Origin of the sequence: Salipiger marinus (assembly GCF_035481585.1) — a bacterium.
GTDB lineage: Bacteria > Pseudomonadota > Alphaproteobacteria > Rhodobacterales > Rhodobacteraceae > Salipiger > Salipiger marinus.
This window is the reverse complement of the sequence record NZ_JAYKSL010000010.1, coordinates 121,003-144,267: the sequence shown is the minus strand read 5'-3', so window position 1 is coordinate 144,267 and position 23,265 is coordinate 121,003. Positions and strand designations below refer to the sequence as shown.

At 65.5% G+C, this 23,265-nt stretch carries 22 protein-coding genes and 1 pseudogene; 9 read left to right on the top strand and 14 right to left on the bottom strand.

The genetic code is table 11. The features are described from left to right. Positions 1-6 precede the first annotated feature (6 nt). From VK682_RS14810 to VK682_RS14765, 10 genes are all read right to left on the bottom strand, one after another. Positions 7-705 carry an RraA family protein gene (locus VK682_RS14810; RefSeq protein WP_230796531.1) on the bottom strand — a complete coding sequence of 233 codons (699 nt, stop codon included), beginning with the start codon at positions 703-705 and terminating at the stop codon, positions 7-9. After that, entirely contained in the window at positions 693-1,379 is a 687-nt protein-coding gene (locus VK682_RS14805; RefSeq protein WP_089848234.1) for an alpha/beta fold hydrolase, read from the bottom strand. The genes VK682_RS14810 and VK682_RS14805 overlap by 13 nt, the downstream gene beginning before the upstream one ends. A 142-nt stretch (positions 1,380-1,521) precedes the next feature. Continuing rightward, complete coding sequence (locus tag VK682_RS14800) at positions 1,522-1,902, bottom strand: RidA family protein (protein ID WP_230796529.1); 381 nt, start codon at positions 1,900-1,902, stop codon at positions 1,522-1,524. Then, on the bottom strand, positions 1,899-2,528 hold the full coding sequence (locus VK682_RS14795; protein ID WP_230796527.1) for a TetR family transcriptional regulator C-terminal domain-containing protein: 630 nt from the start codon (positions 2,526-2,528) through the stop codon (positions 1,899-1,901). The genes VK682_RS14800 and VK682_RS14795 overlap by 4 nt, the downstream gene beginning before the upstream one ends. 90 nt (positions 2,529-2,618) lie before the next feature. Next, complete coding sequence (locus VK682_RS14790) at positions 2,619-3,629, bottom strand: ABC transporter substrate-binding protein (protein ID WP_230796525.1); 1,011 nt, start codon at positions 3,627-3,629, stop codon at positions 2,619-2,621. Positions 3,630-3,651: 22 nt separating this feature from the next. Next, positions 3,652-5,016 (bottom strand): FAD-binding oxidoreductase, encoded by a 1,365-nt coding sequence (locus VK682_RS14785; protein ID WP_230796523.1) that lies wholly within the window; start codon positions 5,014-5,016, stop codon positions 3,652-3,654. After that, on the bottom strand, positions 5,013-6,203 hold the full coding sequence (locus tag VK682_RS14780; RefSeq protein WP_324782115.1) for an amidohydrolase family protein: 1,191 nt from the start codon (positions 6,201-6,203) through the stop codon (positions 5,013-5,015). The genes VK682_RS14785 and VK682_RS14780 overlap by 4 nt, the downstream gene beginning before the upstream one ends. Before the next feature lie 5 nt (positions 6,204-6,208). Further along, positions 6,209-7,072, bottom strand: a complete 864-nt coding sequence (locus VK682_RS14775; protein ID WP_324782114.1) for an ABC transporter permease — start codon at positions 7,070-7,072, stop codon at positions 6,209-6,211. Beyond that, complete coding sequence (locus tag VK682_RS14770) at positions 7,053-7,859, bottom strand: ABC transporter ATP-binding protein (RefSeq protein WP_324782113.1); 807 nt, start codon at positions 7,857-7,859, stop codon at positions 7,053-7,055. The genes VK682_RS14775 and VK682_RS14770 overlap by 20 nt, the downstream gene beginning before the upstream one ends. 3 nt (positions 7,860-7,862) lie before the next feature. Next, the gene (locus VK682_RS14765; RefSeq protein ID WP_324782112.1) at positions 7,863-8,663 is read right to left on the bottom strand and encodes a creatininase family protein; all 801 of its coding nucleotides are present in this window, start codon (positions 8,661-8,663) and stop codon (positions 7,863-7,865) included. A gap of 222 nt (positions 8,664-8,885) precedes the next feature. On the opposite strand from VK682_RS14765, the gene VK682_RS14760 reads away from it, so the two are divergent. The 6 genes and pseudogenes from VK682_RS14760 to VK682_RS14735 all read left to right on the top strand — a co-directional run bounded on the left by VK682_RS14760 (position 8,886) and on the right by VK682_RS14735 (position 15,041). Further along, the gene (locus tag VK682_RS14760) at positions 8,886-9,620 is read left to right on the top strand and encodes a FadR/GntR family transcriptional regulator (protein WP_324782111.1); all 735 of its coding nucleotides are present in this window, start codon (positions 8,886-8,888) and stop codon (positions 9,618-9,620) included. Beyond that, the gene (locus VK682_RS14755) at positions 9,617-10,771 is read left to right on the top strand and encodes a PLP-dependent transferase (protein ID WP_230796512.1); all 1,155 of its coding nucleotides are present in this window, start codon (positions 9,617-9,619) and stop codon (positions 10,769-10,771) included. The genes VK682_RS14760 and VK682_RS14755 overlap by 4 nt, the downstream gene beginning before the upstream one ends. A 54-nt stretch (positions 10,772-10,825) precedes the next feature. Further along, complete coding sequence (locus VK682_RS14750; protein WP_230796511.1) at positions 10,826-12,082, top strand: ABC transporter substrate-binding protein; 1,257 nt, start codon at positions 10,826-10,828, stop codon at positions 12,080-12,082. A gap of 55 nt (positions 12,083-12,137) precedes the next feature. Next, the gene (locus VK682_RS14745) at positions 12,138-13,067 is read left to right on the top strand and encodes a carbohydrate ABC transporter permease (RefSeq protein WP_230796509.1); all 930 of its coding nucleotides are present in this window, start codon (positions 12,138-12,140) and stop codon (positions 13,065-13,067) included. Between the two features lies 1 nt (position 13,068). After that, complete coding sequence (locus VK682_RS14740; protein WP_089848269.1) at positions 13,069-13,902, top strand: carbohydrate ABC transporter permease; 834 nt, start codon at positions 13,069-13,071, stop codon at positions 13,900-13,902. A 4-nt stretch (positions 13,903-13,906) separates the two neighbouring features. Then, positions 13,907-15,041: pseudogene (locus VK682_RS14735) on the top strand (ABC transporter ATP-binding protein). Positions 15,042-15,061: 20 nt separating this feature from the next. Here the strand turns inward: VK682_RS14735 and phnE (VK682_RS14730) are convergent. From phnE (VK682_RS14730) to phnD, 4 genes are all read right to left on the bottom strand, one after another. After that, positions 15,062-15,874, bottom strand: coding sequence for a phosphonate ABC transporter, permease protein PhnE (gene phnE / locus VK682_RS14730; protein ID WP_230796505.1), 813 nt, complete (start codon positions 15,872-15,874; stop codon positions 15,062-15,064). After that, complete coding sequence (gene phnE, locus VK682_RS14725) at positions 15,871-16,677, bottom strand: phosphonate ABC transporter, permease protein PhnE (protein WP_230796503.1); 807 nt, start codon at positions 16,675-16,677, stop codon at positions 15,871-15,873. Before phnE (VK682_RS14725) ends, phnE (VK682_RS14730) begins: the two co-directional genes overlap by 4 nt. Then, positions 16,674-17,495: a phosphonate ABC transporter ATP-binding protein gene (phnC, locus tag VK682_RS14720; protein WP_089848277.1), complete on the bottom strand. Its 822-nt coding sequence runs from the start codon at positions 17,493-17,495 to the stop codon at positions 16,674-16,676. The genes phnE (VK682_RS14725) and phnC overlap by 4 nt, the downstream gene beginning before the upstream one ends. Before the next feature lie 70 nt (positions 17,496-17,565). After that, complete coding sequence (gene phnD, locus VK682_RS14715; RefSeq protein ID WP_230796501.1) at positions 17,566-18,516, bottom strand: phosphate/phosphite/phosphonate ABC transporter substrate-binding protein; 951 nt, start codon at positions 18,514-18,516, stop codon at positions 17,566-17,568. A gap of 798 nt (positions 18,517-19,314) precedes the next feature. On the opposite strand from phnD, the gene VK682_RS14710 reads away from it, so the two are divergent. The 3 genes from VK682_RS14710 to pstA all read left to right on the top strand — a co-directional run bounded on the left by VK682_RS14710 (position 19,315) and on the right by pstA (position 23,257). Further along, on the top strand, positions 19,315-20,355 hold the full coding sequence (locus VK682_RS14710; protein WP_089848279.1) for a substrate-binding domain-containing protein: 1,041 nt from the start codon (positions 19,315-19,317) through the stop codon (positions 20,353-20,355). A gap of 89 nt (positions 20,356-20,444) precedes the next feature. Next, entirely contained in the window at positions 20,445-21,908 is a 1,464-nt protein-coding gene (gene pstC, locus VK682_RS14705) for a phosphate ABC transporter permease subunit PstC (RefSeq protein ID WP_089848281.1), read from the top strand. Then, positions 21,908-23,257: a phosphate ABC transporter permease PstA gene (gene pstA / locus VK682_RS14700; RefSeq protein WP_230796499.1), complete on the top strand. Its 1,350-nt coding sequence runs from the start codon at positions 21,908-21,910 to the stop codon at positions 23,255-23,257. The genes pstC and pstA overlap by 1 nt, the downstream gene beginning before the upstream one ends. The last annotated feature ends 8 nt before the right edge of the window (positions 23,258-23,265 follow it).

The following is a 23,265-nucleotide window of genomic DNA, read 5'->3' as shown; positions in this document are numbered from 1 at the left end:
TCCTCGTCAGGTGCGGGCTTTCTCGAAGGCGGTCCAGGTGGCCTCGAACTTGGCGAAATCGAACCCCGGCGCGCGCGCGGCGTCGAGCACAATCGCCTCTGTCGCCTGCATTTTGCCAATCGCGGCGGGAAGTTCGGCCAGATGCGAGGCAGGAATGACCAGCGCGCCGTGACGGTCGGCATGGATCCAGTCATCCGGACGCACGGTCAGGCCAAAGACCGTGACCGCACCGCCAACCTCGGTAACATGCACGAACCCGTGCGAGGGGCCGATGCCGCCCGCCAGCACCGGAAAGCCGGGGGCAAGATCACCCAGATCGCGCATCACGCCATTGGTCAGCGCCCCGGCAAGGCCGAAGCCCTTGTGCACCGCCGTGTTCAGCTCGCCCCAGAAGGCGCCGATGGCCGCCTCCCCGTCCACATCCTCGACCACGGCAAGGCGCGGCCCCTGCCCCGTGGCCATGTGGCGGTAATAGTCCATCCGCCGGGCGCGCACGGTCTCCGGCGCCTCGGGCGAGGGGGCCAGCGCGCTGATCTTTGCGGTGCGCGCCTGCCCGACGATCACCCCGGCGGGATCGCTGGCCAGCAGCGTGCCGCGGGTAAAGGCGTCAAAGCCGCGCCTGCCGTCGATCACCTCGATCGCGTTGCAGACGGTGGGGGTGTCGACGCGGCGCAACAGCGCCAGAAGATCGGTCAGCTCAGCCATTGGCGCAGCGCCTCCGTAACGGTTTGGGGGGTTTCCAGCGTGGGCAGATGCCCCGCGCCTGCAATCACGTGCAGGGCGGCATGGGGCATCAGGTCGTGCATCAGCCTGTGGCGCGCGACGGGGCAGAGCCGGTCCTCGGCGCCGCAGAGGATCAGCGCGGGCCCGTCATAGCCGCGCAGGGTGGCGCATTGGTCGGGCCGGTCGCGCAGGGCACGGCTTTGCCGGGCAAAGACCTGCGGCCCCAGATCACGGGCCATGGCGTGGCAGGTGGCCTCGATGCCGGGATCGGGCGTGGCAAGGTAGCGCGGGATGAAGGTGTCCGCCATCATCTGCGCCAGCTCGCCGCGCGCGGCGCGGTCGATCTGTCCGGCCCGCCCCGCCTGCACCTCCGGCGTTTCGGCCAGCGGATTGGTGTCAAGCAGGGCCAGCCGCGCCACCCGGTCCGGCGCCTGCCGCAGCAGTTCCATCGCAAGGATGCCGCCCATCGACAGCCCGGCCAGCGCGAAGCGGCGCGGCGCGTCGGCCAGAACCATGGCGGCCAGATCCGCCATGCTGTCGGCCCGGGACAGATCGGCGCAGATCAGGCTGCGACCGGCGGAAAGGGCCGCGATCTGGGGCGCAAACAGCCGGGCATCGCACATCATGCCGGGCAGAAGGACCAGCGGCAGGGTCATGGCCTGCCCCGCCTCTGGCCGCGCGCTGTGATCCGGTGACGCATGTGACCCTCCCTTGCCGCCTGCTGCCGTTGCACTCGATTGCAACAGCGATAGCGGCAGGCCGCGCGCGGTGCAAGAGCCTGGGCGCCCCGGGTCTAGCTCAGGGCAGCCGCGCCAGCGCCTCGACCTCCACCAGAAATTCGGGCCGGGTGAAGCCGCTGACGATCATCAGCGTGGAGGCGGGCAAAACGGGCAGATGTGCCACCCGCGCATCCCGCACCGCCATATAGGCCGCCATATCCTCGCGCCGGGTCACGAAGGCGGAAAAGCGCAGCACATGGGAGAAATCCGCGCCCGCTTCGGCAAGAATGGCGGCGATATGGTCGAAACACAGTTCGGCCTGCGCCTGCACGCCCTCCGGAATGGCGCCATCGGCGGCCAGCGCCAGCTGTCCCGAGGTTGTAATCAGGCCGCCTGACTCGACGCCATGGGAATAGGCGCCAAAGGGGCGCGGCAGGGAATTGGGAATAAGGGCTTTCATGAGGCGCGCTCCGTGTCGCTCAGGCCGCAGCGCAGCAGAAACAGCTGGATCGCCTCTTCGGAGATTCGCGCGGCATCCAGCGGCGCGTCAGTGCCGGTGCCCATCAGCATCCGCGCCTGCATTTCGTAATCGGCGTAATGCTGCGCCACGGCCCAGATGTTGATCTGGAACAGCAGCGGATCCACGGGGGCAATCTTGCCCTCGGCGATCCAGCCGCGGATCACCTCGGCGGCTTCGTCCACCGCCGCGCGGAGTCCGGGCCAGTGCTTGGCCATTTCCGGAGCCCCCCGCGCCATTTCCCGCGCAAACAGCCGCGAGATTTCGGGATGGTCCAGGGCCTGCTGGATCTTGCGCTGGATATAGGTGCGGATCGCCGTCCTTGGATCGTCGCGGTTGGAGGAAAGCAGGAAAATCTCGCGCCATTCGGCAAGGATATGGCCCAGCACCTCCTGATACAGATCCTCCTTGCTGGAGATGTAATAATGCAGCTGCGCCTTGGAAATACCGGCGGCATCGGCAATCGCCTGCGTCGAGGTGCCGGAGAGGCCGTTGCGGGCAAATTCCCGAATGGCCGCGTCGCGGATGGTTTCCCGCATCCGCGTGCGTTTTGTCTCTACGATGGTCATCGGTCTCCGCATCCCCTCCCGCGCCTGCATTGGGCGACCCCCGCAAGGGTCGGCCCCGGTCTTATCCGTGCCCTTCGCCCGTGGCGACGGTCAGTCCGCGGTCAGCGCGGCCTTGATGTCAAGCCCGTGACCCTTGTTGACGAAGCTGGTATCGGCCACCTTGGACAGATCGACCGAGCCTTCCTCGATGATGCCCGAGGCAATGGCGAGATCGTAAAACGCCTTGACCCGCTCATCGGTCAGCGCGCCAATCCCAAGCGTTTCGGCATCGCCCACATCGATGATGCCCAGCTTTTCGAACTGCGCCACTTCCTTGTCGAGCTTTTCCACCGTCATTTCCGGATTGGCGGCCATGATCGCCTCATAGGCAGCGGTCCGGTCGCCATAAAGGAAGTTGTTCCAGCCCTCGATGGAGGCATTCACGAAACGCTGCACCAGATCCGGGTTTTCCTCCACCAGCTCCTGACGGGTTTCAAGCGTGGCGGCATAGGTGCTCCAGCCGTGATCGGCCAGCAGGAAGGTGTCGACCTCGGCGCCCTGATCGGCGGCATAGATCGGCTCCGCCGTGCCATAGGCCTGCTGCACCACCGCCTCGTCGCTCAGGAACTGCGCCAGATTGAAGCCGTAGGGGCGCAGCTGTTCGTCGCGGAAGCCGTGGTCATCGACCAGCCACTGCCAGAAGCTGAACTGCCCGTCCTTGGAAATCAGCACCGTCGGCGCCTCGGTCAGAGCCGCGAAGCTGTCATATTGCCCGGCATGGGTCATCAGGGTCTGCGGGTCTTTCTGGTAAAAGGCCGCGACGACCGTGGTGGGAATGCCGTTGCGCACATTGTCGAAAGACAGCAGCAGATTGCCCGCCATCAGGAAATCGAGCCGCCCGGCCGACAGCATGGGGCGGTTGTTGACCTGCGGACCGCCGGGCTGGATTTCCACATCCAGCCCGTATTTTTCATAAGTGCCGTCGACCAGCGCCTGATAAAAGCCGCCATGCCCGCCCTGTGCCAGCCAGTTGGTGCCAAACACCACCGGATCGGCGGCCCATACAGCACCTGCCGCCCATATCGCGCCAAAGGCGCCAAGGACCGTTGTCTTTGCAAACATTCGATTTCTCCGTGTTGGGGTATCAGTCGCCGCGCGCCATGTCGGCGGTCCAGCCCCGGGTTTTTCCCGGGTTCATTAGGCCATAGGGATCGGCCAGTTTCTTGAAGGCGATCTGGCTGTCGTCGATTTCCTTCATGCCGCCATCCTCGATGGTGACGACATGGGGATCAAAGATCGTGCAGCCGTCCTTTTCCTCCAGCTCCGCGATCAGGTCATACATCGCGTCCTTGCCGCGATAGCGCACCAGCGGCAGCGCGAAGATCTGAATCTCGCCATCCATGCGCGCCATTTCGTGATGCCAGAACAGATCCTCGCCATGGCGCTGCATCTGCCGCATCACCAGATCGGGATCAAAGGGCCGGGGATAGGCGACCTGAAGATAGGTCCAGCCCTTGTCGACCTTCAGCGCCTGCAGCGTGGTGTGATTCCAGCCGCATTCATAAGCGGGCTGCAGCCCGGCCTCCTGAATTTCGGTCTTGGTCATGGCAAAGGACACCCGCCCGCCCTTGGCCTCGGCATCGGCGCGGAACCGGTCCATTTCCTCGGGCGCCACCATGGCGAAGATCGCGTCGCGATCCGCCGGGAAATAATCGCCGAACTTGCGGTAATAGGGCGCAAAGCGCCGCTCCACCGCCGACAGCAGATAACAGTCAAGCCCGTCCTGCTGCACGTCGATGGCGAAATCCAGCGCCCGGTCATATCCGTCAAACAGCGCTGCGGTGTGAATCCAGTCGGTCGCCTTGGTCAGCGCCAGCCCGATTTCCACGACAATGCCATTGGTGCCATAGGCGTGCTGCACTTTCTGGATCTCGTCGCCATGCAGTTCGATGACCTGCGGCTCCGGCTCCACCGTCACCACCTTTACATAGGAGATATTGCCGGGATCGCGCAGCATCCCGTGCCGCAGCGAGCCGATGCCGCCGGATCCGCCCGCCAGAAAGCCGCCGATCGTCGCCATCTGCCGGGTGGAGGGATACATCAGCAGTTCCTGCCCGGTCTCCCGCGCCGCATCGTCAAGCCGCGAGATCCGCGCCCCCGCCTGCACCCGGGCATGGCCGGGCGTGATCTCGATCACCTCGCTCAGCCGGGTCAGATCCATGATGACCCCGCCCTCCAGCGGCACGCATTGCCCGTAATTGCCGGTGCCGCCGCCACGCAGGGTCAGGGGCACCCGGTGCCGCGCCACCAGCGAGGCGACATGTTTCACCTCCTCCACGGTCTGCGGCATCACCAGCAGTTCGCCGCGCAGATCCTTCAGCTGGTCGTTCAGGATGGGGCTGTACCAGAAATAGTCATGCGACCGCGCCGCGAGGTATTTCTCGTCGGCATGGACGCGGATCTCGCCCAGTTCGGCGGTAAAGGCGGCCTGATTCCAGGTCTTCGTCATGCGTGCTCTCCTTGAATTCCCGGCATCCGCCTGCCGTCCCGCCAGATCTCGCGCGCCGCGCTCGCCCGGCTCACCGCATCCACAGGGCCGCTGGCCGCAATGCGGATGAACGAGGCGGGACCGCCCTCGCGCAGGCTCAGATCGCGGCCCATCCAGCGGGCCGGCGTGGCGCTGATCGCGTCGAGCCACGTTTCGGGATCGAGATGCCCGGTCAGGACCGCCAGCCGGTAGACATCCCACAGGTCATAATCGCCATAGGGGAAGAACCCGTCGCGGACATTGTCCGACCCCAGCATCACCGGCACCCCGGCATGGCGCGCCTCCTGCAGCGGGGCAAGGCCGCGCAGGCGCGGCGTGCGGCCTGCGCTGGCATCCTGCAGATAGCTGTTGGCGCCGGGCAGCACGGTCAGCCCCACCCCCGCCGCAGCCGCCCGGTCCAGCAGCCGCTGCACCTCTGCGGCATCGCGCACCGACAGCGCGCAGCCATGCCCGCAAAGCACGCGCCCCGCCATGCCGCGCCGCGCCGTCTCTGCGATGATGGCGTCGATGCCCTGCGCTTCGGGGTCGAGCCCTTCGTCCACGTGGAAATCCAGATCAAGCCCGTGCCGTTCCGCCAGATCGAAGACCGTGGCCAGCTTGGCGGGCAGATCGTCGTTGCGATAGACAAAGGCGCCCATCACGCCGCCTTCGGCTTGCAAGGTCTGCGCCACGGCGGGGCCGATGTCCTGCAGCGCATCAAGCGGCGTGAGCGAGGCGAGCTGCAGGTCGATCCGGTCGCCCCAGTCCTGCGCCAGTTCCCGCAGGACGTGCCATGCCAAGGGCGGGGTCGCCTCGTGCCAGTCGACATGGCTGCGCATCGCCTGCGTGCCATGGGCGGCGGCGCGCGCCAGCCCGGACCGTGCCCGCTGCCGCAGATCGGCTTCGGTCCATGTTTCGGCATCCGCCGACATCATGTCGATGGCATCAAACAGCGAGGCGGCGCGGTGCGGCATCCGCTCGGCGGTGAAGGTCTTGTCGAGATGGACGTGAATGTCCGCAAGCGGCGGCATCACGAAGCCGCCGCCGCTGCTGGCAGAGGGGCGGAGCGCGGTGATCCGGCCCTCGCGATGGGTCAGATCCCAGTGCCCGGCGCGGCCTGCCAGCGTAAGGCCGGTCAGGGTGGCGCCGGATCCGTCGGGCGTGGTCATTTGGGTCATCCTTCGCGCTTGATCTCGCTCTCGTGCCAGTGGCCGAGAACGGCGCGGGACAGCCACGAGGTCGCGAGGAAAATGATGACGCCCAGCACCGACACAAGGAACAGCGCCGCGAACATGCGCGGGATTTCATTGCGGAAGCTCGATTCCAGAATGCGCGAGGCGAGCCCGGTATTCTGCCCCGCCGTGCCCGCGACAAATTCGGCCACCACCGCGCCGATCAGCGCCAGCCCGCCCGCGATCTTCAGCGCGGCCATGAAATAGGGCAGCGCCGAGGGGATCAGCAGATAACGCAGCCGCTGCCACGGCGTCGCCTGATAGAGCCGGAACATGTCGCGCAGGTTGTGATCGGCGCTGCGCAGGCCGATGGCGGTGTTGGACAGGATCGGAAAGAAGGCGACGATCCACGCGCAGATCAGCAGGGCCGCGAAGGTGTTGCTGACATAGATCAGGATCAGCGGCGCGATGGCGACCACCGGCGTCACCTGCAGGATCACGGCGAAGGGAAAGAGACTCATCTCGATCGGGCGGGACAGGGCAAAGACCATGCCCAGCGACACGCCGCCGATGATGGCCAGCGCCAGCGACAGCAGGGTGAGCTTGACGGTAAACAGCGCGCTCTGCATCAGCGACGCGCCGTCGGTGACCAGCGTCTTGGCGATCAGGCTGGGGGCCGGGATCAGGTAATGCGGCACCTCGTGATACCAGACCAGAAATTCCCAGAGCCCGATCGCGCAGCCAAGTGCGGCCACCGGCAGGATCAGCTGCAGCCGCCGCTCCCGCCGTTCGCGCAGCAGGCGCGGGTCGGGCACGTGGCTGTCGACGGCAAGGCCGGTTTCGGGGTCAATGGTTGAGATCGACATGGGTCATGGTCCCTTCCAAGGCGGTGCTGACCTGTTTGCAGGTCTCGGCATAGGTGGTGGACATGCGGTAATCGGCGGTGCGCGGAATGTCGGTGGTAAGCGGGATGTCATGCACCACGCGCCCGGGCCGGGCCGCCATCACCACGACGCGGCTGGACAGGTAGACGGATTCAAACACCGAATGCGTGACGAAGATCACCGTCAGCCCATGCGATTTCCAAAGCGCCAGCACCTCGTCATTCAGCTTGGACCGGGTCATTTCGTCCAGCGCCGCGAAGGGCTCGTCCATCAGCAGAAGCTTGGGCCGGGTCACCATCGCCCGCGCGATGGACACCCGCATCCGCATGCCGCCCGAAAGCTCGCGCGGATAGGAGGTGGCGAAGTTCGACAGCCCGACCATGGCCAGCGCCTCGTCGACCCGTTCGCGGGCTTCGGCCTTGCTCAGCCCGTGCAGCTTCAGCGGCAGGTGGACATTGTCGAAGACCGTGGCCCATGGCATCAGCGTCGCCTCCTGAAAGACGAAGCCGATATCGCTGCCGTCGCGGCTTTGCCCGGCGGGATGGCCGTTGACGGTGATGGCGCCCTTGGAGACGGACAGCAGCCCCGCGATCATCTTCAGCGCCGTGCTTTTGCCGCAGCCCGACGGGCCCAGAAAGCTGACGAATTCGCCCTGCCTGATGCTCAGCGACATGCCGCGCAGGGCGATGGTGCCGTTGCTGAACACCTTGTCGACATCGCGCATGTCGATCAGATCGGGCGCGGTGGACCCGTGCGGAAGCGTGCTCATCGCTCAGATCTCCGGTTTGCGGTCAAGCCAGGACAGCGGCAGGCTGTCGATCTCCGCCATGGCGGCGACCAGCTTTGTCACGGCATGGGCAAGCGTGGCCTCGCCCTTTTCGGCGCTGGCCAGATGCGCCTCGCCACAGGCGCCGCTGGTGCTCAGATCCTGCGTTTTCCAGCCGGGTTTGACGGCGCGGCCCAGACCCAGATGCTGCGTCTGTTCCGCCAGATCCTGCCCGCGCGAGCGGAAATCGCGGGCAAGGCTCATGTCCACATTGGCAGGATCCAGCGCCAGCATGACCGAGGTTTCCATGTCGCCCGCATGGATGCCATGGCCAAGCTCGGTGGCGGAATAGATCCCCTCCGGCATGCCGAAGCCGAACCAGTTCGCGGAAAACGCCATCATGCCATGGCGGATGCGCAGATCCCGCGCGGCCATGTCCATGGCGGGGATATTGCCGCCATGCCCGTTGAGAAAGACCAGCTTGCGCACCCCGGCCCGGGCCACGCTGGCGCCGATCTCGCGCAGGACATGGCCGAAGGTTTCGCCGGTCAGGGTCAGCGTGCCGGGAAAATCGATGTGTTCGTCGCTTTTGCAGATCGCCTGCGTGGGCAGGATCAGCACCGGGCTGGTGTCGGGCAGCGCCGCCGCCAGCCGCTGCGCCACGTTATGCACGGTGCAGGCATCCACCGACATCGGCAGATGCGGGCCATGCTGTTCGATGGCGCCGATGGGCAGCACCGCGATCAGGCGGTCATGGTCCAGTTCCGCAAAGGCCTGTCTGGAATAATCGGCCCAGAACCGCTTCATCGGGCCCGCCCTGCGGCAGGGGGTGTCTGGTTGGTCTTGGTCATTCTGGTCTCCCTCGGGGAAACAGTAGAAAAAAAGATAGCAAATGGTCAAACTAATTGGTCAGTTTTTCGGGCAGGTGCAGGCGGCTGCATGTTTTTCGGGCAGTTGCCCCGGAAGCGCGCGACCAGCTTGGGGTAAAAACCGCTTGCACGACTCAAATTGGTCTGACCTATTACCAATATGACCGATCCAGCCGCCCCCCCTGACCCCGTGTCCGAAGATCTGGCCGCCCTGCCGCCGCTTGGCCGCAGCCGCCAGATCATGGATGCGCTGGCGCGCTACATCAAAACGCGCAACCTGCAGCCCGGCGACCGGCTGCCGCCCGAACGCGAACTGACCGCAGCGCTCAAGGTCGGGCGCTCCAGCATCCGCGAGGTGGTGAGCCAGCTTTCCGCCCTTGGCATCGTCGAGGCGCGGATCGGCTCCGGCACCTATCTGCTGCGCCAGATTTCAGCCGAAACCATCTACATGCCGCTCAGCCTGTCGGCGGACGGTCTGGCCGAGGCGCTGCTGATGACGCTGGAGGTGCGGCGTGGCATCGAGATCGAGGCCTCCATCGCCGCCGCGCGCCGCCGCACGCCCGAAGACATCGCGCGGATGCAGGAGGCGCTGGAAGAGATGGAGCGCACCCATCACCGCGAAGGCGGCAGCGGCAAGGCGGATTTCGCCTTTCACATGACCGTCTATGACGCGGCGCACAATCCGCTGTTCCGCCAGCTTCTGGAACAGATGCGCGATATCTTCGAACGGTTCTGGGAGCGGCCTTTTGACCGGCCCGATTTTGCCGCCCGCTCCTTTCCCTATCACCGCACCCTCTTCAACGCGATCTGCGCCGGAGACACGGCGGCTGCGGCAGAAGAAACCCGCAAGATCCTCGACGTGGTCGAGGAGGACATCAGGAACATGCGTCCATGACCGACCTCTACGAGGCCTCCCGCCTGATCGTGGCCCACGATGCCGAAAGCCTGCTTGGCGCCGTGGTGCCGCCCATCGTGCAGACCTCGCTGTTTACCTTCGACAGCTATGACGAGATGATCGCGGCCTATCGCGGCGAGATCACCCGCCCCATCTACAGCCGCGGCCTCAACCCCACCGTGCGCGCCTTCGAGGTGAAGCTGGCCGAGCTGGAACAGGCCGAAGACGCGCTCGCCTTCGCCTCTGGCATGGCGGCAATCTCGGCCTCGGTGCTGGCCAATGTGGCGCCGGGCGACCGGATCGTGGCGGTGCGCAACGTCTATCCCGATGCGTTCCGGCTGTTCGGCACCCATCTGCAGCGCATGAAGATCACCGTGGATTATGTGGACGGCACCGATCCGCAGGCGGTGGAACGGGCCCTGCCCGGCGCCAAGCTGCTGTATCTGGAAAGCCCGACAAGCTGGGTGATGGAGGCGCTCGACGTGGGCGCGCTGGCGGCGGCGGCACAGCGGCATGGCGTGTTTTCGGTCATCGACAACAGCTGGGCCACGCCGGTGTTTCAGAACCCGCTGACGCTGGGGGTCGATCTGGTGGTGCATTCCGCCTCCAAATATATCGGCGGGCACAGCGATGTGGTGGCGGGCGTCATCGCCGGATCCAAGGCGAATGTCGACCGGGTGCGGGCAGAGATTTACCCCTATCTGGGCGGGCGTATCGCGCCGATGGATGCGTGGCTGCTGCTGCGCGGGCTGCGCACGCTGCCGCTGCGGGTCGCCGCCCATCAGGACAGCGCGCTGGAGATCGCGCGCCGCCTGCAGCAGCTCGACTGTGTAGACCGCGTGCTGCATCCGGGCCTTGTGCCGCTGCCGCCGGGGCTGCGCGGCACCACCGGCCTGTTCTCATTCCTTTTCCACGATGGCATCGACCTGCGCCGCTTCTGCGACGCGCTGCGGCTTTTCAAGCTGGGCGTCAGCTGGGGCGGGCATGAAAGCCTCGTGGTGCCCGGAGATGTCGTGCTCGAACAGAAGGCCAGACCCAACTCGGCCCATGAATTCGGCATCTCCGCCCGCTCGGTCCGGCTGCATGTCGGGCTGGAGGGGACAGAGGCCCTTTGGGCCGATCTGACTGCGGCCATCGCTGCCGCGCGGTGACGGCCCATCCCGGGCCGACACGCACCGACCGCCGTTCAACAGGGAGAGAAGACCATGAAAAACCTTATCAGCGCCAGCACGCTCGCGCTTCTGGCGGCCAGCGGGGCGGCCAGCGCCGACACCACGCTGCGCCTTGTCGAGGTGATCACCAGCCCGGCCCGCACCGAAACGCTCCGCCAGATCGTCGCCACCTTCGAGGAGGCCAATCCCGGCACCACGGTCGAGATCATCTCGCTGCCATGGGGCGAAGCCTTCCAGAAATTCGCCACCATGGTTTCGGCGGGCGATCTGCCCGACGTGGTGGAAATGCCGGACACATGGCTGTCGCTTTATGCCAATAACGGCCTGCTCGAAAGCCTTGAACCCTATCTTGCGGACTGGGACACCACCGCCGATCTTACCGACCGCGCGCTGGAACTGGGCCGCGATGTCGATGACACCGCCTATATGCTGCCCTATGGCTTCTATCTGCGGGCGCTGTTCTACAACAAGGATCTGCTGGCCGAAGCCGGGGTGGAGCCGCCGACCACGCTCGCCGAATTCCGCAGCGCGTCGGAAGCGATTTCCGACCTGCCCGGCAAATCGGGCTACTGCATGCGCGGCGGGCCGGGCGGGCTTAACGGCTGGATGATGGCCGCCGCGACCATGGCGGGCGACAACCGCTATTTCACCGAAGACGGCACCTCCACCATGGACAGCGAAGGCTGGGCCAAAGGGATCGAGTGGTATGTGAACCTTTACAAGGACGGGCTCGCCCCCCGGGACAGCGTGAACTGGGGCTTCAACGAAATCGTCGCGGGCTTCTATTCGGGCACCTGCGCCTTTCTGGATCAGGATCCCGACGCGCTTATCGCCATCGCCGAACGCATGACCGAAGACCAGTATGGCGTGATCCCGATGCCGAAAGGCCCGGATGGCAAGTCCTTCCCGACCATCGGCTATGCGGGCTGGTCGATGATGGCCGCGTCCGAACACAAGGATCTGGCATGGAATCTGATCGCCACGCTGGAAGGCCCCGAAGGCAACATCGCGTGGAACAAGACCATTGGCGCGCTGCCGGTGCTGAAATCCGCCGAAGAGGATGAATTCTACGCCGCCCCCGCCTTCGAGGGCTGGTTCGACGCGCTGGCGGACGAGGACGTGGTGCCGACCACCATGCCGACCTATCTGGAAGAATTCGCCTATTTCAAGGACTCGCTCTCCATCGCCTCCGGGCAGCGGGCGCTGCTGGGAGAGATCACGCCGCAGGAGCTTGCCTCTGAATGGGCGGCCTATCTGACCAAGGCGCAGCAGAACTTCCTCGCCGACTGATCCGAGGCCGGGGCCGGGCGTGCGCGTCCGGCCCTGCCCCCTTTCCGGAGGACCGATGACCGCCACGCCCATCCCCATCCCGACCCGGCGCCCGCTGCGCCAGCGCGTCGCCCTGACGCTGGAGCCATGGCTTTACTGCGCGCCGGTGCTGATCCTGATCACCGCCGTGATGCTGGTGCCGCTGATCCTTGGCATTTCCTACGCCTTCCGCGACATCCAGCTGCTCAACCCGTTTTCGGGCGGCTTTGTCGGGCTCGACCATTTTCAGGCGCTGGGGCAGGACGCGGCCTTCCTGCGGGCGCTGCGCAACACCCTGTGGTGGACCGGCGCCAGCGTCTTTTTGCAGCTGAGCTTCGGGTTGATCCTCGCGCTGCTGCTCAACGTGCCCTTTGCCGGGCGCGGCATCGCGCAGTCGCTGGTGTTCCTGCCATGGGCGGTGCCGACCTTTCTGGCCGGGCTCAACTGGGCGTGGCTGTTCAACCCGGTGATCGGGCCGATCCCGCACTGGCTGACCGCGATGGGGCTGATGGAGGAGCCGTCCAACATCCTGTCCGATCCGCAGATCGCCATGTGGGGGCCCATCGTCGCCGCGACATGGTGGGGCATCCCCTTCTTTGCCATCACCCTGCTGGCCGCGCTGCAGTCCATCCCCAAGGATCTGTATGAGGCCGCGTCCATCGACGGCGCCTCGCCGATCCAGCGCTTCTTCTCCATCACCCTGCCCTATCTGGCGCCGGTCATCGCCATCACCGTGCTGCTGCGCACGGTCTGGGTCGCCAATTTCGCCGACCTCATCATCGTGATGACCAATGGCGGACCGGCGGACCGCACGCAGACCGTGGCCAGCTACATCTTCACGCAGGCGTTCCGGCGGCTGGATTTCGGCTATGCCTCCGCCGTGGCGCTGGTGCTGCTTGCGCTGCTGCTGGCCTATTCCATGGTCATCCTCGTCTTCCGCCAGAAGCTTTCCAACAGGGACAGGTGACATGACCGCGACCCGCATCTTCGGCACGCTGGCGCATCGCGCCGCCATCCTTGCCTTCATCACCTTCGCGCTGTTTCCGCTGTTCTGGCTGCTCAAGGTCTCGGTGACGCCCAACGACCTGCTCTATTCCGAAGGCGTGCGGCTCTGGCCTTCGGCCACGACGCTGGACCATTTCCGCTTCGTGCTGGCCAACAGCGAATTTCCCCGCTTCTTCGCCAACAGCCTCATCGTCTCGGGCACCACCGCGCTGGTCTCCACCGTGCTGGCAGCCCTCATGGGCTATGCGCTGTCGCGCTTCCGGTTCCGGGGCAAGATGTGGCTGGCGGGGCTGCTGCTGGTGACGCAGATGTTCCCGCTGGTCATGCTGGTGGCGCCGATCTTCAAGATCCTGTCGCCGCTGGGGCTGACCAACAGCCTGACCGGGCTGATCCTTGTCTATACCGCCTTCAACGTGCCCTTCGCGTCCTTCCTGATGCAGGGCTTTTTCGACGGCATCCCGCCGGATCTGGAACAGGCGGCGATGATCGACGGCGCCGACCGCTTCACCGCCTTTCGTCAGATCATCCTGCCGCTGGCGCTGCCGGGGGTGGCGGCGACGCTGGGCTTTGTCTTCACCGCCGCATGGTCCGAGATGATCTTTGCGCTGATGCTGATCTCTGGCAGCGAAAAGGCCACCTTCCCGGTGGGACTGCTGACCTTCGTGTCGAAATTCTCCGTCGATTACGGGCAGATGATGGCGGCGGGCGTGCTGGCGCTGATCCCCGCCTGTCTCTTCTTCCTGCTCATCCAACGCTATCTGGTGCAGGGCATGACCGCCGGCGCCGTGAAAGGATAACCCCATGGCCACGATGGAAATCCGCTCCGTCAGCAAGAATTACGGCACGATCCGCGTTCTGGACGACATCAACCTGCAGATCGGCGACGGCGAATTCATCGTGCTGGTCGGGCCTTCGGGCTGCGGAAAATCGACGCTGCTGCGCATGATCGCGGGGCTGGAAGAGATCACCGGCGGCGAAATCCGCATCGATGACCGGGTGATGAACACGCTGCCGCCCAAGGCNGATCGCGGGGCTGGAAGAGATCACCGGCGGCGAAATCCGCATCGATGACCGGGTGATGAACACGCTGCCGCCCAAGGCGCGCGACATCGCCATGGTGTTCCAGAGCTACGCGCTTTACCCGCATATGAGTGTGGCCGACAACATGAGCTATTCGCTGCGGCTGCGGAAGACCGACAAGCCCACCATCACCCAGAAGGTGCGCGCGGCCTCGGTCAAGCTGGGCCTCGACGCGCTGCTGGAGCGCAAGCCGAAGGCGCTGTCGGGCGGGCAGCGGCAGCGGGTCGCCATGGGCCGGGCCATCGTGCGCCAGCCCAAGGCGTTCCTGTTCGACGAACCGCTGTCCAACCTTGATGCCCGGCTGCGCGAACAGATGCGGGCCGAAATCCGCAAGCTGCACCGCGAACTTGGCGCCACCTCGATCTATGTCACCCACGATCAGGTAGAGGCGATGACCCTTGCCGACCGCATCGTTGCCATGCATGGCGGCCATATCCAGCAGGTCGGCACGCCGCTTGATCTGTATGACCGGCCCGCGAACCTGTTCGTGGCGGGGTTCATCGGCTCGCCGGGGATGAATTTTCTGGCCGGGGACGTGGCGGGCGGGGTGCTGCGGCTCGCCGACGGGCGGCAGGTGGCGCTGCCCGAGACGATGCCCGCCGCCATGGGCGGGGCGACGCTGGGCATCCGGCCCGAACATGTGCAGCCCGCTCCCGCCGGGCAGGGCGCACTGGATGCGACCGTGGATCTGGTGGAACCCACCGGGCATGGCATCATCCTGCATCTCACGCTGGCGGGTGCCGTGTTCAAGGTGCTGACCCATGACCGGCGCTGGCTGTCGCCGGGCCCGGCCATCGCGGTCAGCTTCCCGCCCGAGGCGCTGCATCTGTTCAATGCCGAAGGGCTGCGGGTCTGATCCCGCGCCCGCCCCCCGGCTCAGATGATCGCCTGCCGCACCCGCGACGACACCCATTCGCTCAGCACCACGGTGCCAAGGATCAGCAGCAGGATCACCGACACCTGACTCCATGCCAGCGTGTTGAGCGAGCCCTGCAGCTTCAGCCCGATGCCGCCCGCGCCGACCAGACCAAGGATGGTGCTTTCGCGGATGTTGATGTCCCAGCGGAAGACGGTGATGCCCCAGAAGGCGGGCATGATCTGCGGCACGATGCCATAGCTCAGCACCTGCGCGGCGCTGGCGCCGGTCGCCTCGATCGCCTCGATCTGGCGGGCATCGGTCTCTTCGATCGCCTCATAGAGCAGCTTGCCCACAAAGCCGATGGAGCGCAGCGCGATGGCCACGATCCCGGCCAGCAGGCCCGGCCCGATGATCGCCACCAGCAGCAGCGCCCAGATCAGCGAATTGATCGACCGCGACGCCACGATGATGAACAGCGCGACGGGCCGCAGCAGCGTGACCGACGGCGTGGTGTTGCGCGCGGCAAAAAACGCCACCGGCACCGCCATGATGACCCCGCCCAGCGTGCCCAGCGTCGCGATGTTGAGCGTGTCCCAGAGCGGCTGCATCAGTTCGGGCAGGTAGGACCAGCGCGGCGGCAGCATCCGCCCGCCGATATCGGCGGCCTGCTGCGGCGCGTCGGCGACGAAGAACCAGATCGTGTCCTGCGTCATCACCTGCCAGCACCAGACGAACAGCGCCACCAGCGCCAGCCAGCCCGCCCACAGCAGCAGCCGCGCGCGCGGGGTGCGGTGCGACCAGATCTGGCGGTAATGAGAGATCTCGGTCATTGCAGGAACTTCCGCAGATAGCTGGAGCTGTATTCGGCGATCATGACGATTCCGATGATGATGAGCAGGATGGCTCCGGCGCTGTCATATTCGTAGCGGTCGATGGCGGTGTTGAGCGTGGCGCCGATCCCGCCCGCCCCCACGATGCCGATCACCGCGCTTTCGCGGAAGTTGATGTCCAGCCGGTAGAGCGACAGCCCGATCAGCCGGGGCATCACCTGCGGCTGCACCGCGTAATTCACCAGCTGCGCCCATGAGGCGCCGGTGGCGCGCACCGCCTCCACCTGTGCCTCGTCGATCTCCTCGATGTCATCGGCCACCAGCTTGGCGATGAAGCCGATGGTGGCGAAGGACAGCGTCAGGAAGCCCGCGAAGGGGCCAAAGCCGAACATCGCCACGAAAAAGATCGCGATGATCACCTCCTGCAGCGCGCGGCTGACCGCGATGATGGCGCGGCAGACGTAATAGACCCCGCGCGGCGCAAGATTGCGGGCCGCCCCGATGCCGATGGGCACGGAAATCGCGACGCCGATCACGGTGGAGGTCAGCGTCATGGTCAGGCTTTCCACCAGACCCTGACTGATGTCGCGCCAGCGGCTGGTGAAATCGGGCTGCAGGAAGCCCATGACAAAGCGCTGGCCGCGTTCCAGCCCGTCATAGACGCGGGACCAGTTCACCTCGACCGTGCCGATGGCAAGGAAAAGATAGACCACGATGCCGATCTGGATCGCGATGCGCCAGCGCCGGTCCTTGAGGATCTGCGGCGGGCGGCGCCATGTGGTGGGATAGCGCTGCGTGGTCATCGGGCCAGCGCCGCCATGCGGTCGCGCGCCTCTGCCTCGGCCTGCGACTGTTCGTCATCGCCCTGCCGCATCGCGTTCCAGTCCTCTTCGCCATAGATCGCGGTCAGCGCGTCATGGGTCAGCTGGTCGGGGGCGCCGTCGAACACCACGCGGCCCGCGCGCAGCCCGACGATGCGCTGCATGAACTGCTGGGCCAGCGGCACGTCATGGATGTTGACGATGGCGGGCAGGCCGCGTTCGGCGCAGATCTCGGTCAGCAGGCGCATGATCTGGCGGCTGGTCTTGGGATCAAGGCTGGCGGTGGGTTCGTCCACCAGCAGCAGTTCGGGATCCTGCGCCAGCGCCCGTGCGATGCCGACCCTCTGCCGCTGCCCGCCGGACAGCGCATCGGCGCGCTTGTCGGCATGGTCGATCAGCCCGACCCGGTCGAGCAGCTGATAGGCGCGCTGGATGTCGGGGCCGGGATAGCGGCGCAGGAAGCTGCGCCAGAACGGCACATAGCCCAGACGGCCCGACAGCACGTTTTCCATCACCGTCAGCCGTTCGACCAGCGCATATTCCTGAAAGATCATGCCGATGCGGCGGCGCTGGCGGCGCAGGTCGGCCTTGCCCAGCCGGACCAGATCCACATCGCCCAGCAGGATCCGCCCCGCGGTGGGATCGACCAGCCGGTTGATGCAGCGGATCAGCGTCGACTTGCCCGCGCCGGACGGCCCGATCAGCCCCATGATCTGGCCCTTGGGCACGCTGAGCGACACCTCGGTCAGCGCGGCGTCGCCGGTCTTGTAGGTCTTGGACAGACCTTCGAGGGTCAGCATCTTGGGCACTCCGCAAAAAAAGTCATGGGCAGCAGAGTGCCGCCCATGAGCATTCAGGACTGTCGGGGGATTATTCGCAAGCGTAGACGACGCCGGTGGCCTCGTCGATCGTGCGGATCACGGCCCAGTCTTCCTGGAAGGTGATCGGGATGAACGTCTCTTCGCCCGACTTGCTGAACTCTTCGGCCAGCGCGGAGCCTTCCCAGTCAAAGCTGAAGAAGGCTTCCTGAATGGACTCCTGCAGCTCCGGGGTCAGGTTGTAGGCGGTGCCGTAGCCGGTCGTCGGGAAGGTTTCCGAGGTATAAAGTGTCACGAGCTGGTCGGGGGTGACCACCTCACGCTCGATCATGCGGGCCTTGACCGAATTGGCGATGGCGGCGGCGGGGTAATCCTTGTTGGCGACGCCAAGGATCGAATTGTCATGCGCGCCCGAGAAGACCGGTTCGAAATCCGCGCCGGCGCTCATGCCGAATTCGGCGGACAGGATCGCGGAAGGTGCCTTGAAGCCCGAATTCGAGGTTTCGGAGGTGAAGGCCATCTGCTTGCCCTTGATCGCCTCGATGCTGTCGATGCCCGAGTCGGGGTAGGTGATGATTTCCATCTCATAGCCGAAAGAGCCGTCTTCGGCGGCCATCATGGCAAAGGGGCGGAAGCCCGCGCAGGCCACGGCGAGCGGGTTCGACCCGGTGTTGAACCCCGCCACATGCAGGCGCCCGGCCCGCATCGCCTCGATCTGGGCGGCGTTCGACTGGACCGGGAAGAACTGCACGTCCTTGCCGGTGACTTCGGCCATGTGGTCAAGGAACCCCTGCCAGACCTCGGCATAGACCGCCGGATCCTCGACGGGGGTATAGGCGAAGATCAGCGTGTCAGGATCGACCTGCTGGGCCGCATCGCTGGGAATATCGGCGATCAGATCGCCATCGGCATCGGTGAACCGGCTGTCGAGCGCGAATTCGGCATGGGCCGGGATTGCGAGTGCGAGCGTGGCGGCAGCCGTCAGAGTGCAGAGAGCTTTCATGTTTTTCCCCATATTTTGCGTTTGGCCCGGGGGTAACGGGCTTTGGTGACAGTCCTGTGACGTTGCGGAACAAAGATACGGCACCTGCGGCCATTCCCCCAAACGCTTCGGCCGCAGGCGGCGGACAGTCCTTTGTGGGGGTTTTCTGCGCGAAAGCGGGCTGCTTTCAGGTGCTCCGCCTCTGCTGCCAGTCGTGCCCCCCATCCCAAACGTGGCCCCGGACCCCGTTTTCCGCACCGTGCCCTTCCATCAGGTCAGGCCGGGAGGTTCCGGTGAAATCTTGTCCCGGACCACATCGAAGGCGCATCAGTCCCGTGATGCGCTTTTCCGCCCCATCAGGCCAAGGCTCTGCCCGGTCTCGCCCCTGGGCGCGTAACAGTGGGCGCGTCACAGGACCAGCGCGGGATCGACATTGAGGTTTTCAGCCGCAAGCTGGCACGCGGCCTGAACGCGCGGTGGGGGATGAACCTTGCGGATGCGGTCGAAAACCTGTGGGCTGGCGTGGACGCCACGCCCGAACCTCCAGCTTCCAAAGATTCAGGATCAACAGGCGGGGCAGGTTGCCCCCTGTGCCCCTGCGCCCCTGCGGCCCAAAATCCATGGAGATGGCGCAGCTGTCACGGCCCGACCCGGCGCCGCAGTGCCCGAGGCTGCCTGCAGGGGATTCTGCCATGGCCAAGAAAGGTCGAACCTTGTTACAAAACTGTCACCAATAATTTGCATAAGGATTACCGAATCCACTTAGCGGTCGGACCGAGGTCAATGACTGGCCGCAACCGTTGCAACAGGAGCATCCACATGCAATCCGTCAAACTCGCAGTCTCGGCTCTGGCGCTCGCCGCAGCATCGGCCACCGCTGCCGCTGCCCGTGACAACGTTCAGGTCGCCGGTTCGTCGACCGTTCTGCCTTACGCCTCGATCGTGGCAGAAGCTTTCGGCGAAAACTTCGACTTCCCGACCCCGGTGATCGAATCCGGCGGCTCCTCCTCGGGTCTGAAGCGTTTCTGCGAAGGCGTGGGCGAAAACACCATCGACATCGCCAACGCATCGCGCGCCATCCGTGACAGCGAAGTCGAAGCCTGCGCCGCCAACGGCGTGACCGACATCATGGAAGTCCGCATCGGCTATGACGGCATCGTCTTCGCCAGCCAGAAGACCGGCCCGGACTTCACCGCGTTCGAGCCCGCCGACTGGTTCAACGCTCTGGCCCCCAAGGTCATGGTTGACGGCGAACTGGTCGACAACCCCCACACCATGTGGTCGGATTTCAACGCCGATCTGCCGGAAGTCGAAATCGCCGCCTTCATCCCGGGCACCAAGCACGGCACCCGTGAAGTGTTCGAAGAGAAGGTTCTGGCAGCTGGCTGCGAAGAAACCGGCGCGATGGAAGCCATGATCGCGGGCGGCATGTCCGAAGACGACGCCGAAGGCGCCTGCCTGCAGGTCCGCACCGATGGCCGTTCGGTCGACATCGACGGCGACTACACCGAGACCCTGGCCCGTATCGACAGCAACACCAACGGTGTGGGCGTGTTCGGTCTGGCGTTCTACGAGAACAACACCGACAAGCTGAAGGTTGCGACCATGTCCGGCGTCGCCCCCTCCACCGACACCATCTCCACCGGTGAATACCCGGTGTCGCGCCCGCTGTTCTTCTACGTGAAGAAAGCCCATATCGGCGTGATCCCCGGCCTGAAGGAATATGCCGAGTTCTTCGTCTCTGACGAGATCGCCGGCCCCTCCGGCCCGCTGTCCAACTATGGCCTCGTGGCCGACCCCGAGCTGGGCGACACCCAGCAGAAGGTCGCCGACGAAGTGACCATGGGCGAAAGCATGTAATCGGAAATTTTCCGATGACCGGAGGGCGGCACGCTGCCGCCCTCCGGTTGCGTTTGGTGATTGTCACCGAGACCTGACCTGGGGGCCCAATGCCTGTTCTCTGGCTGATCCTGATCATATTCGCGCTGGCCGTGGCGGGATATTTCGCCGGACGTGTCCGCGCGATCTCCTCCGTCGGCGGCAACAGCCGCAACCTGCATTCCCTGCCCAATTATTATGGGTGGAACGTGGCCATGAAGGTGATGACCCCGGCCCTGCTGGCGCTGGTCATCTGGCTGCTGGCGCAGCCTTTCGTGGTCAACAACCAGGCCGCACAGCAGCTTCCCCAGACCGCAATTCCCGAAGGCTCCACGCTGGGGCTGGTGATGTCGGACGTGCGCCGGGTGGCGGACGGGCTCGATCTTGCCGTGTCGCGCGGCCTGATGGGGCAGGAGCAGGCCTCCTCGCTGCGCACCGAATTCACCGATGTGCGCGAACGGCTGGCGGAAGCAGGCATCGCGCTTGGCTCCAATGTCAGTCCAGACCTGCTGCGCGCCGCGCAGACCTACCGCTCTGTGAACGCCACCGGCGGGCTGCTGATGACCGTGGTGGTTCTGGCGCTGGCCGCAGGCGGGCTCGCGCTGGGGGTCCGGGAATCCCAAGGGGAGTTCCGCGCCCGCAATGCCGTGGAAAAGGGCGTCCGCGCCCTGCTGCTGGCCGCCGCCTCCATCGCGGTGCTGACCACCATCGGCATCGTGCTGTCGCTGATCTTCAACACGGTCGAATTCTTCCGCGTCTATCCGGCCGCGAAATTCTTCGGCTCCTTCACATGGTCGCCCTCGTTCGGCGGCGGGTCCGAGCTGGGCATCTGGCCGCTGCTCTGGGGCACCTTCTACATCTCGCTGATCGCGCTGCTGGTGTCGGTGCCGATCGGGCTTTTTGCGGCGGTCTACCTGTCGGAATATGCCGGGCCGAAGCTGCGGGCATGGGCCAAGCCGCTGCTGGAACTGCTGGCAGGCATCCCCACCATCGTCTACGGTCTGTTCGCGCTGCTGACCGTGGGGCCGCTGCTGCTTGAGGTGTTCGGGCGCGAGGGTCTGGGCTGGATGCAGTCGGGCACCGCCGTGATGACCGCAGGGCTCGTCATGGGCATCATGCTGATCCCCTTCGTTTCCTCGCTGTCGGATGACATCATCAACTCGGTGCCGCAGTCGCTGCGCGACGGCTCTTACGGGCTGGGCGCCACCAAGTCGGAAACCATCCGCGAAGTGATCCTGCCCGCCGCCCTGCCGGGCATCGTGGGCGCCGTGCTGCTGGCCGCCTCGCGCGCCATCGGCGAGACGATGATCGTGGTGCTGGGCGCGGGTGCCGCCGCGCGGCTGTCGCTGAACCCCTTCGACGCCATGACCACCGTCACCGCCAAGATCGTGAGCCAGCTGACCGGGGATGCCGATTTCTCCAGCCCCGAGGCTCTGGTGGCCTTCGCCCTTGGCATGACGCTGTTCGTCATGACGCTGGGGCTCAACGTCTTCGCGCTTTATATCGTGCGCAAATACCGGGAGCAGTACGACTGATGACCGACGCAACCCATTCCGGTGCCGCAGCGCCCGCCACGGGGCTGCTGGCCACCGATGCCCGCACCCGCCGCCGCAACGCCGCCGAAAAACGCTTCCGCGCCTATGGTCTGGCCGCCATCGGCACCGGCCTGTTCTTCCTTGTCGTGCTGCTGGGGTCGATCCTTTACAACGGGGTCGGCGCCTTCCAGCAGACCTTCATCAACGTCCCGGTCTATCTGGACCCGGAACGGCTGGACAAGACCGGCACCGGCGACATCGCGGAAATCCAGAAAGTGTCGACCTTCGGCTATACGCCGCTGGTGCAGGAAGGTCTCTGGGCCGTCGTGCAGGAGCAGGGCATCACCACAGAGCTTGCCGATGCCAATGACATGAAGGCGCTGCTGTCGCCCGCCGGTCCCGCCGAAATCCGCGACTTCGTGCTCGCCAATCCCGACCGCATCGGCGAGACGGTGGAATTCCGGCTGCTCGCCTCCTCGCGGGTGGACGGCTATCTCAAGGGCCGGGTCAGCCGCGAAGGCATCGCCGATGACCGCAGCATCGCGGTGGAGCATCTGGACCTGACCGACGCGCTGCGCGACGCGGGCGTGGTGCACAAGGGCTTCAACTCTGCCTTCATCTTCGGCGCCGACGCTTCGGAAAGCCGGGCAGAGCAGGCCGGGCTTGGCGTGTCGATGATCGGCTCGTTCTTCATGATGCTGACCGTGCTGCTGCTGGCGCTGCCCATCGGTGTCGCCGCCTCCATCTATCTGGAGGAATTCGCGCCGCAGAACCGCATCACCGACATCATCGAGGTGAACATCTCCAACCTCGCGGCGGTGCCGTCGATCGTGTTCGGGATCCTTGGCCTTGCCGCCTTCATCCAGTTCGCGCATCTGCCGCAATCCGCGCCGCTGGTCGGCGGTCTGGTGCTGACCCTGATGACGCTGCCGACCATCATCATCTCCACCCGCGCCTCGCTGAAGGCGGTGCCGCCCTCGATCCGGGACGCGGCGCTGGGGGTCGGGGCCTCGAAGATGCAGTCGGTGTTCCACCATGTGCTGCCGCTGGCCATGCCCGGCATCCTGACCGGCACCATCATCGGTCTGGCGCAGGCGCTTGGCGAAACCGCCCCGCTTCTGCTGATCGGGATGGTGGGCTATATTGCCACCAACTACCCCGACGGGATCGCGGCCGGCTTCATGTCGCCCAACTCCGCCATGCCCGCCCAGATCTACGAATGGGCAAAGCGCGCGGATCCCGCCTATTACGAACGCGCCTGGGGCGGGATCATCATTCTGCTGGTGTTCCTGCTCGCCATGAACGTGATCGCCATCGTCCTGCGCCGCAAGTTCGAGCGCCGCTGGTAACCCGGGTA

Bases quoted from the DNA above. Each gene is read 5' to 3' on its own strand.
- VK682_RS14810 (WP_230796531.1), bottom strand. From the start codon at position 705: ATGGCTGAGCTGACCGATCTTCTGGCGCTGTTGCGCCGCGTCGACACC.
- VK682_RS14805 (WP_089848234.1), bottom strand. From the start codon at position 1,379: ATGACCCTGCCGCTGGTCCTTCTGCCCGGCATGATGTGCGATGCCCGG.
- VK682_RS14800 (WP_230796529.1), bottom strand. From the start codon at position 1,902: ATGAAAGCCCTTATTCCCAATTCCCTGCCGCGCCCCTTTGGCGCCTAT.
- VK682_RS14795 (WP_230796527.1), bottom strand. From the start codon at position 2,528: ATGACCATCGTAGAGACAAAACGCACGCGGATGCGGGAAACCATCCGC.
- VK682_RS14790 (WP_230796525.1), bottom strand. From the start codon at position 3,629: ATGTTTGCAAAGACAACGGTCCTTGGCGCCTTTGGCGCGATATGGGCG.
- VK682_RS14785 (WP_230796523.1), bottom strand. From the start codon at position 5,016: ATGACGAAGACCTGGAATCAGGCCGCCTTTACCGCCGAACTGGGCGAG.
- VK682_RS14780 (WP_324782115.1), bottom strand. From the start codon at position 6,203: ATGACCACGCCCGACGGATCCGGCGCCACCCTGACCGGCCTTACGCTG.
- VK682_RS14775 (WP_324782114.1), bottom strand. From the start codon at position 7,072: ATGTCGATCTCAACCATTGACCCCGAAACCGGCCTTGCCGTCGACAGC.
- VK682_RS14770 (WP_324782113.1), bottom strand. From the start codon at position 7,859: ATGAGCACGCTTCCGCACGGGTCCACCGCGCCCGATCTGATCGACATG.
- VK682_RS14765 (WP_324782112.1), bottom strand. From the start codon at position 8,663: ATGAAGCGGTTCTGGGCCGATTATTCCAGACAGGCCTTTGCGGAACTG.
- VK682_RS14760 (WP_324782111.1), top strand. From the start codon at position 8,886: ATGACCGATCCAGCCGCCCCCCCTGACCCCGTGTCCGAAGATCTGGCC.
- VK682_RS14755 (WP_230796512.1), top strand. From the start codon at position 9,617: ATGACCGACCTCTACGAGGCCTCCCGCCTGATCGTGGCCCACGATGCC.
- VK682_RS14750 (WP_230796511.1), top strand. From the start codon at position 10,826: ATGAAAAACCTTATCAGCGCCAGCACGCTCGCGCTTCTGGCGGCCAGC.
- VK682_RS14745 (WP_230796509.1), top strand. From the start codon at position 12,138: ATGACCGCCACGCCCATCCCCATCCCGACCCGGCGCCCGCTGCGCCAG.
- VK682_RS14740 (WP_089848269.1), top strand. From the start codon at position 13,069: ATGACCGCGACCCGCATCTTCGGCACGCTGGCGCATCGCGCCGCCATC.
- phnE (WP_230796505.1), bottom strand. From the start codon at position 15,874: ATGACCGAGATCTCTCATTACCGCCAGATCTGGTCGCACCGCACCCCG.
- phnE (WP_230796503.1), bottom strand. From the start codon at position 16,677: ATGACCACGCAGCGCTATCCCACCACATGGCGCCGCCCGCCGCAGATC.
- phnC (WP_089848277.1), bottom strand. From the start codon at position 17,495: ATGCTGACCCTCGAAGGTCTGTCCAAGACCTACAAGACCGGCGACGCC.
- phnD (WP_230796501.1), bottom strand. From the start codon at position 18,516: ATGAAAGCTCTCTGCACTCTGACGGCTGCCGCCACGCTCGCACTCGCA.
- VK682_RS14710 (WP_089848279.1), top strand. From the start codon at position 19,315: ATGCAATCCGTCAAACTCGCAGTCTCGGCTCTGGCGCTCGCCGCAGCA.
- pstC (WP_089848281.1), top strand. From the start codon at position 20,445: ATGCCTGTTCTCTGGCTGATCCTGATCATATTCGCGCTGGCCGTGGCG.
- pstA (WP_230796499.1), top strand. From the start codon at position 21,908: ATGACCGACGCAACCCATTCCGGTGCCGCAGCGCCCGCCACGGGGCTG.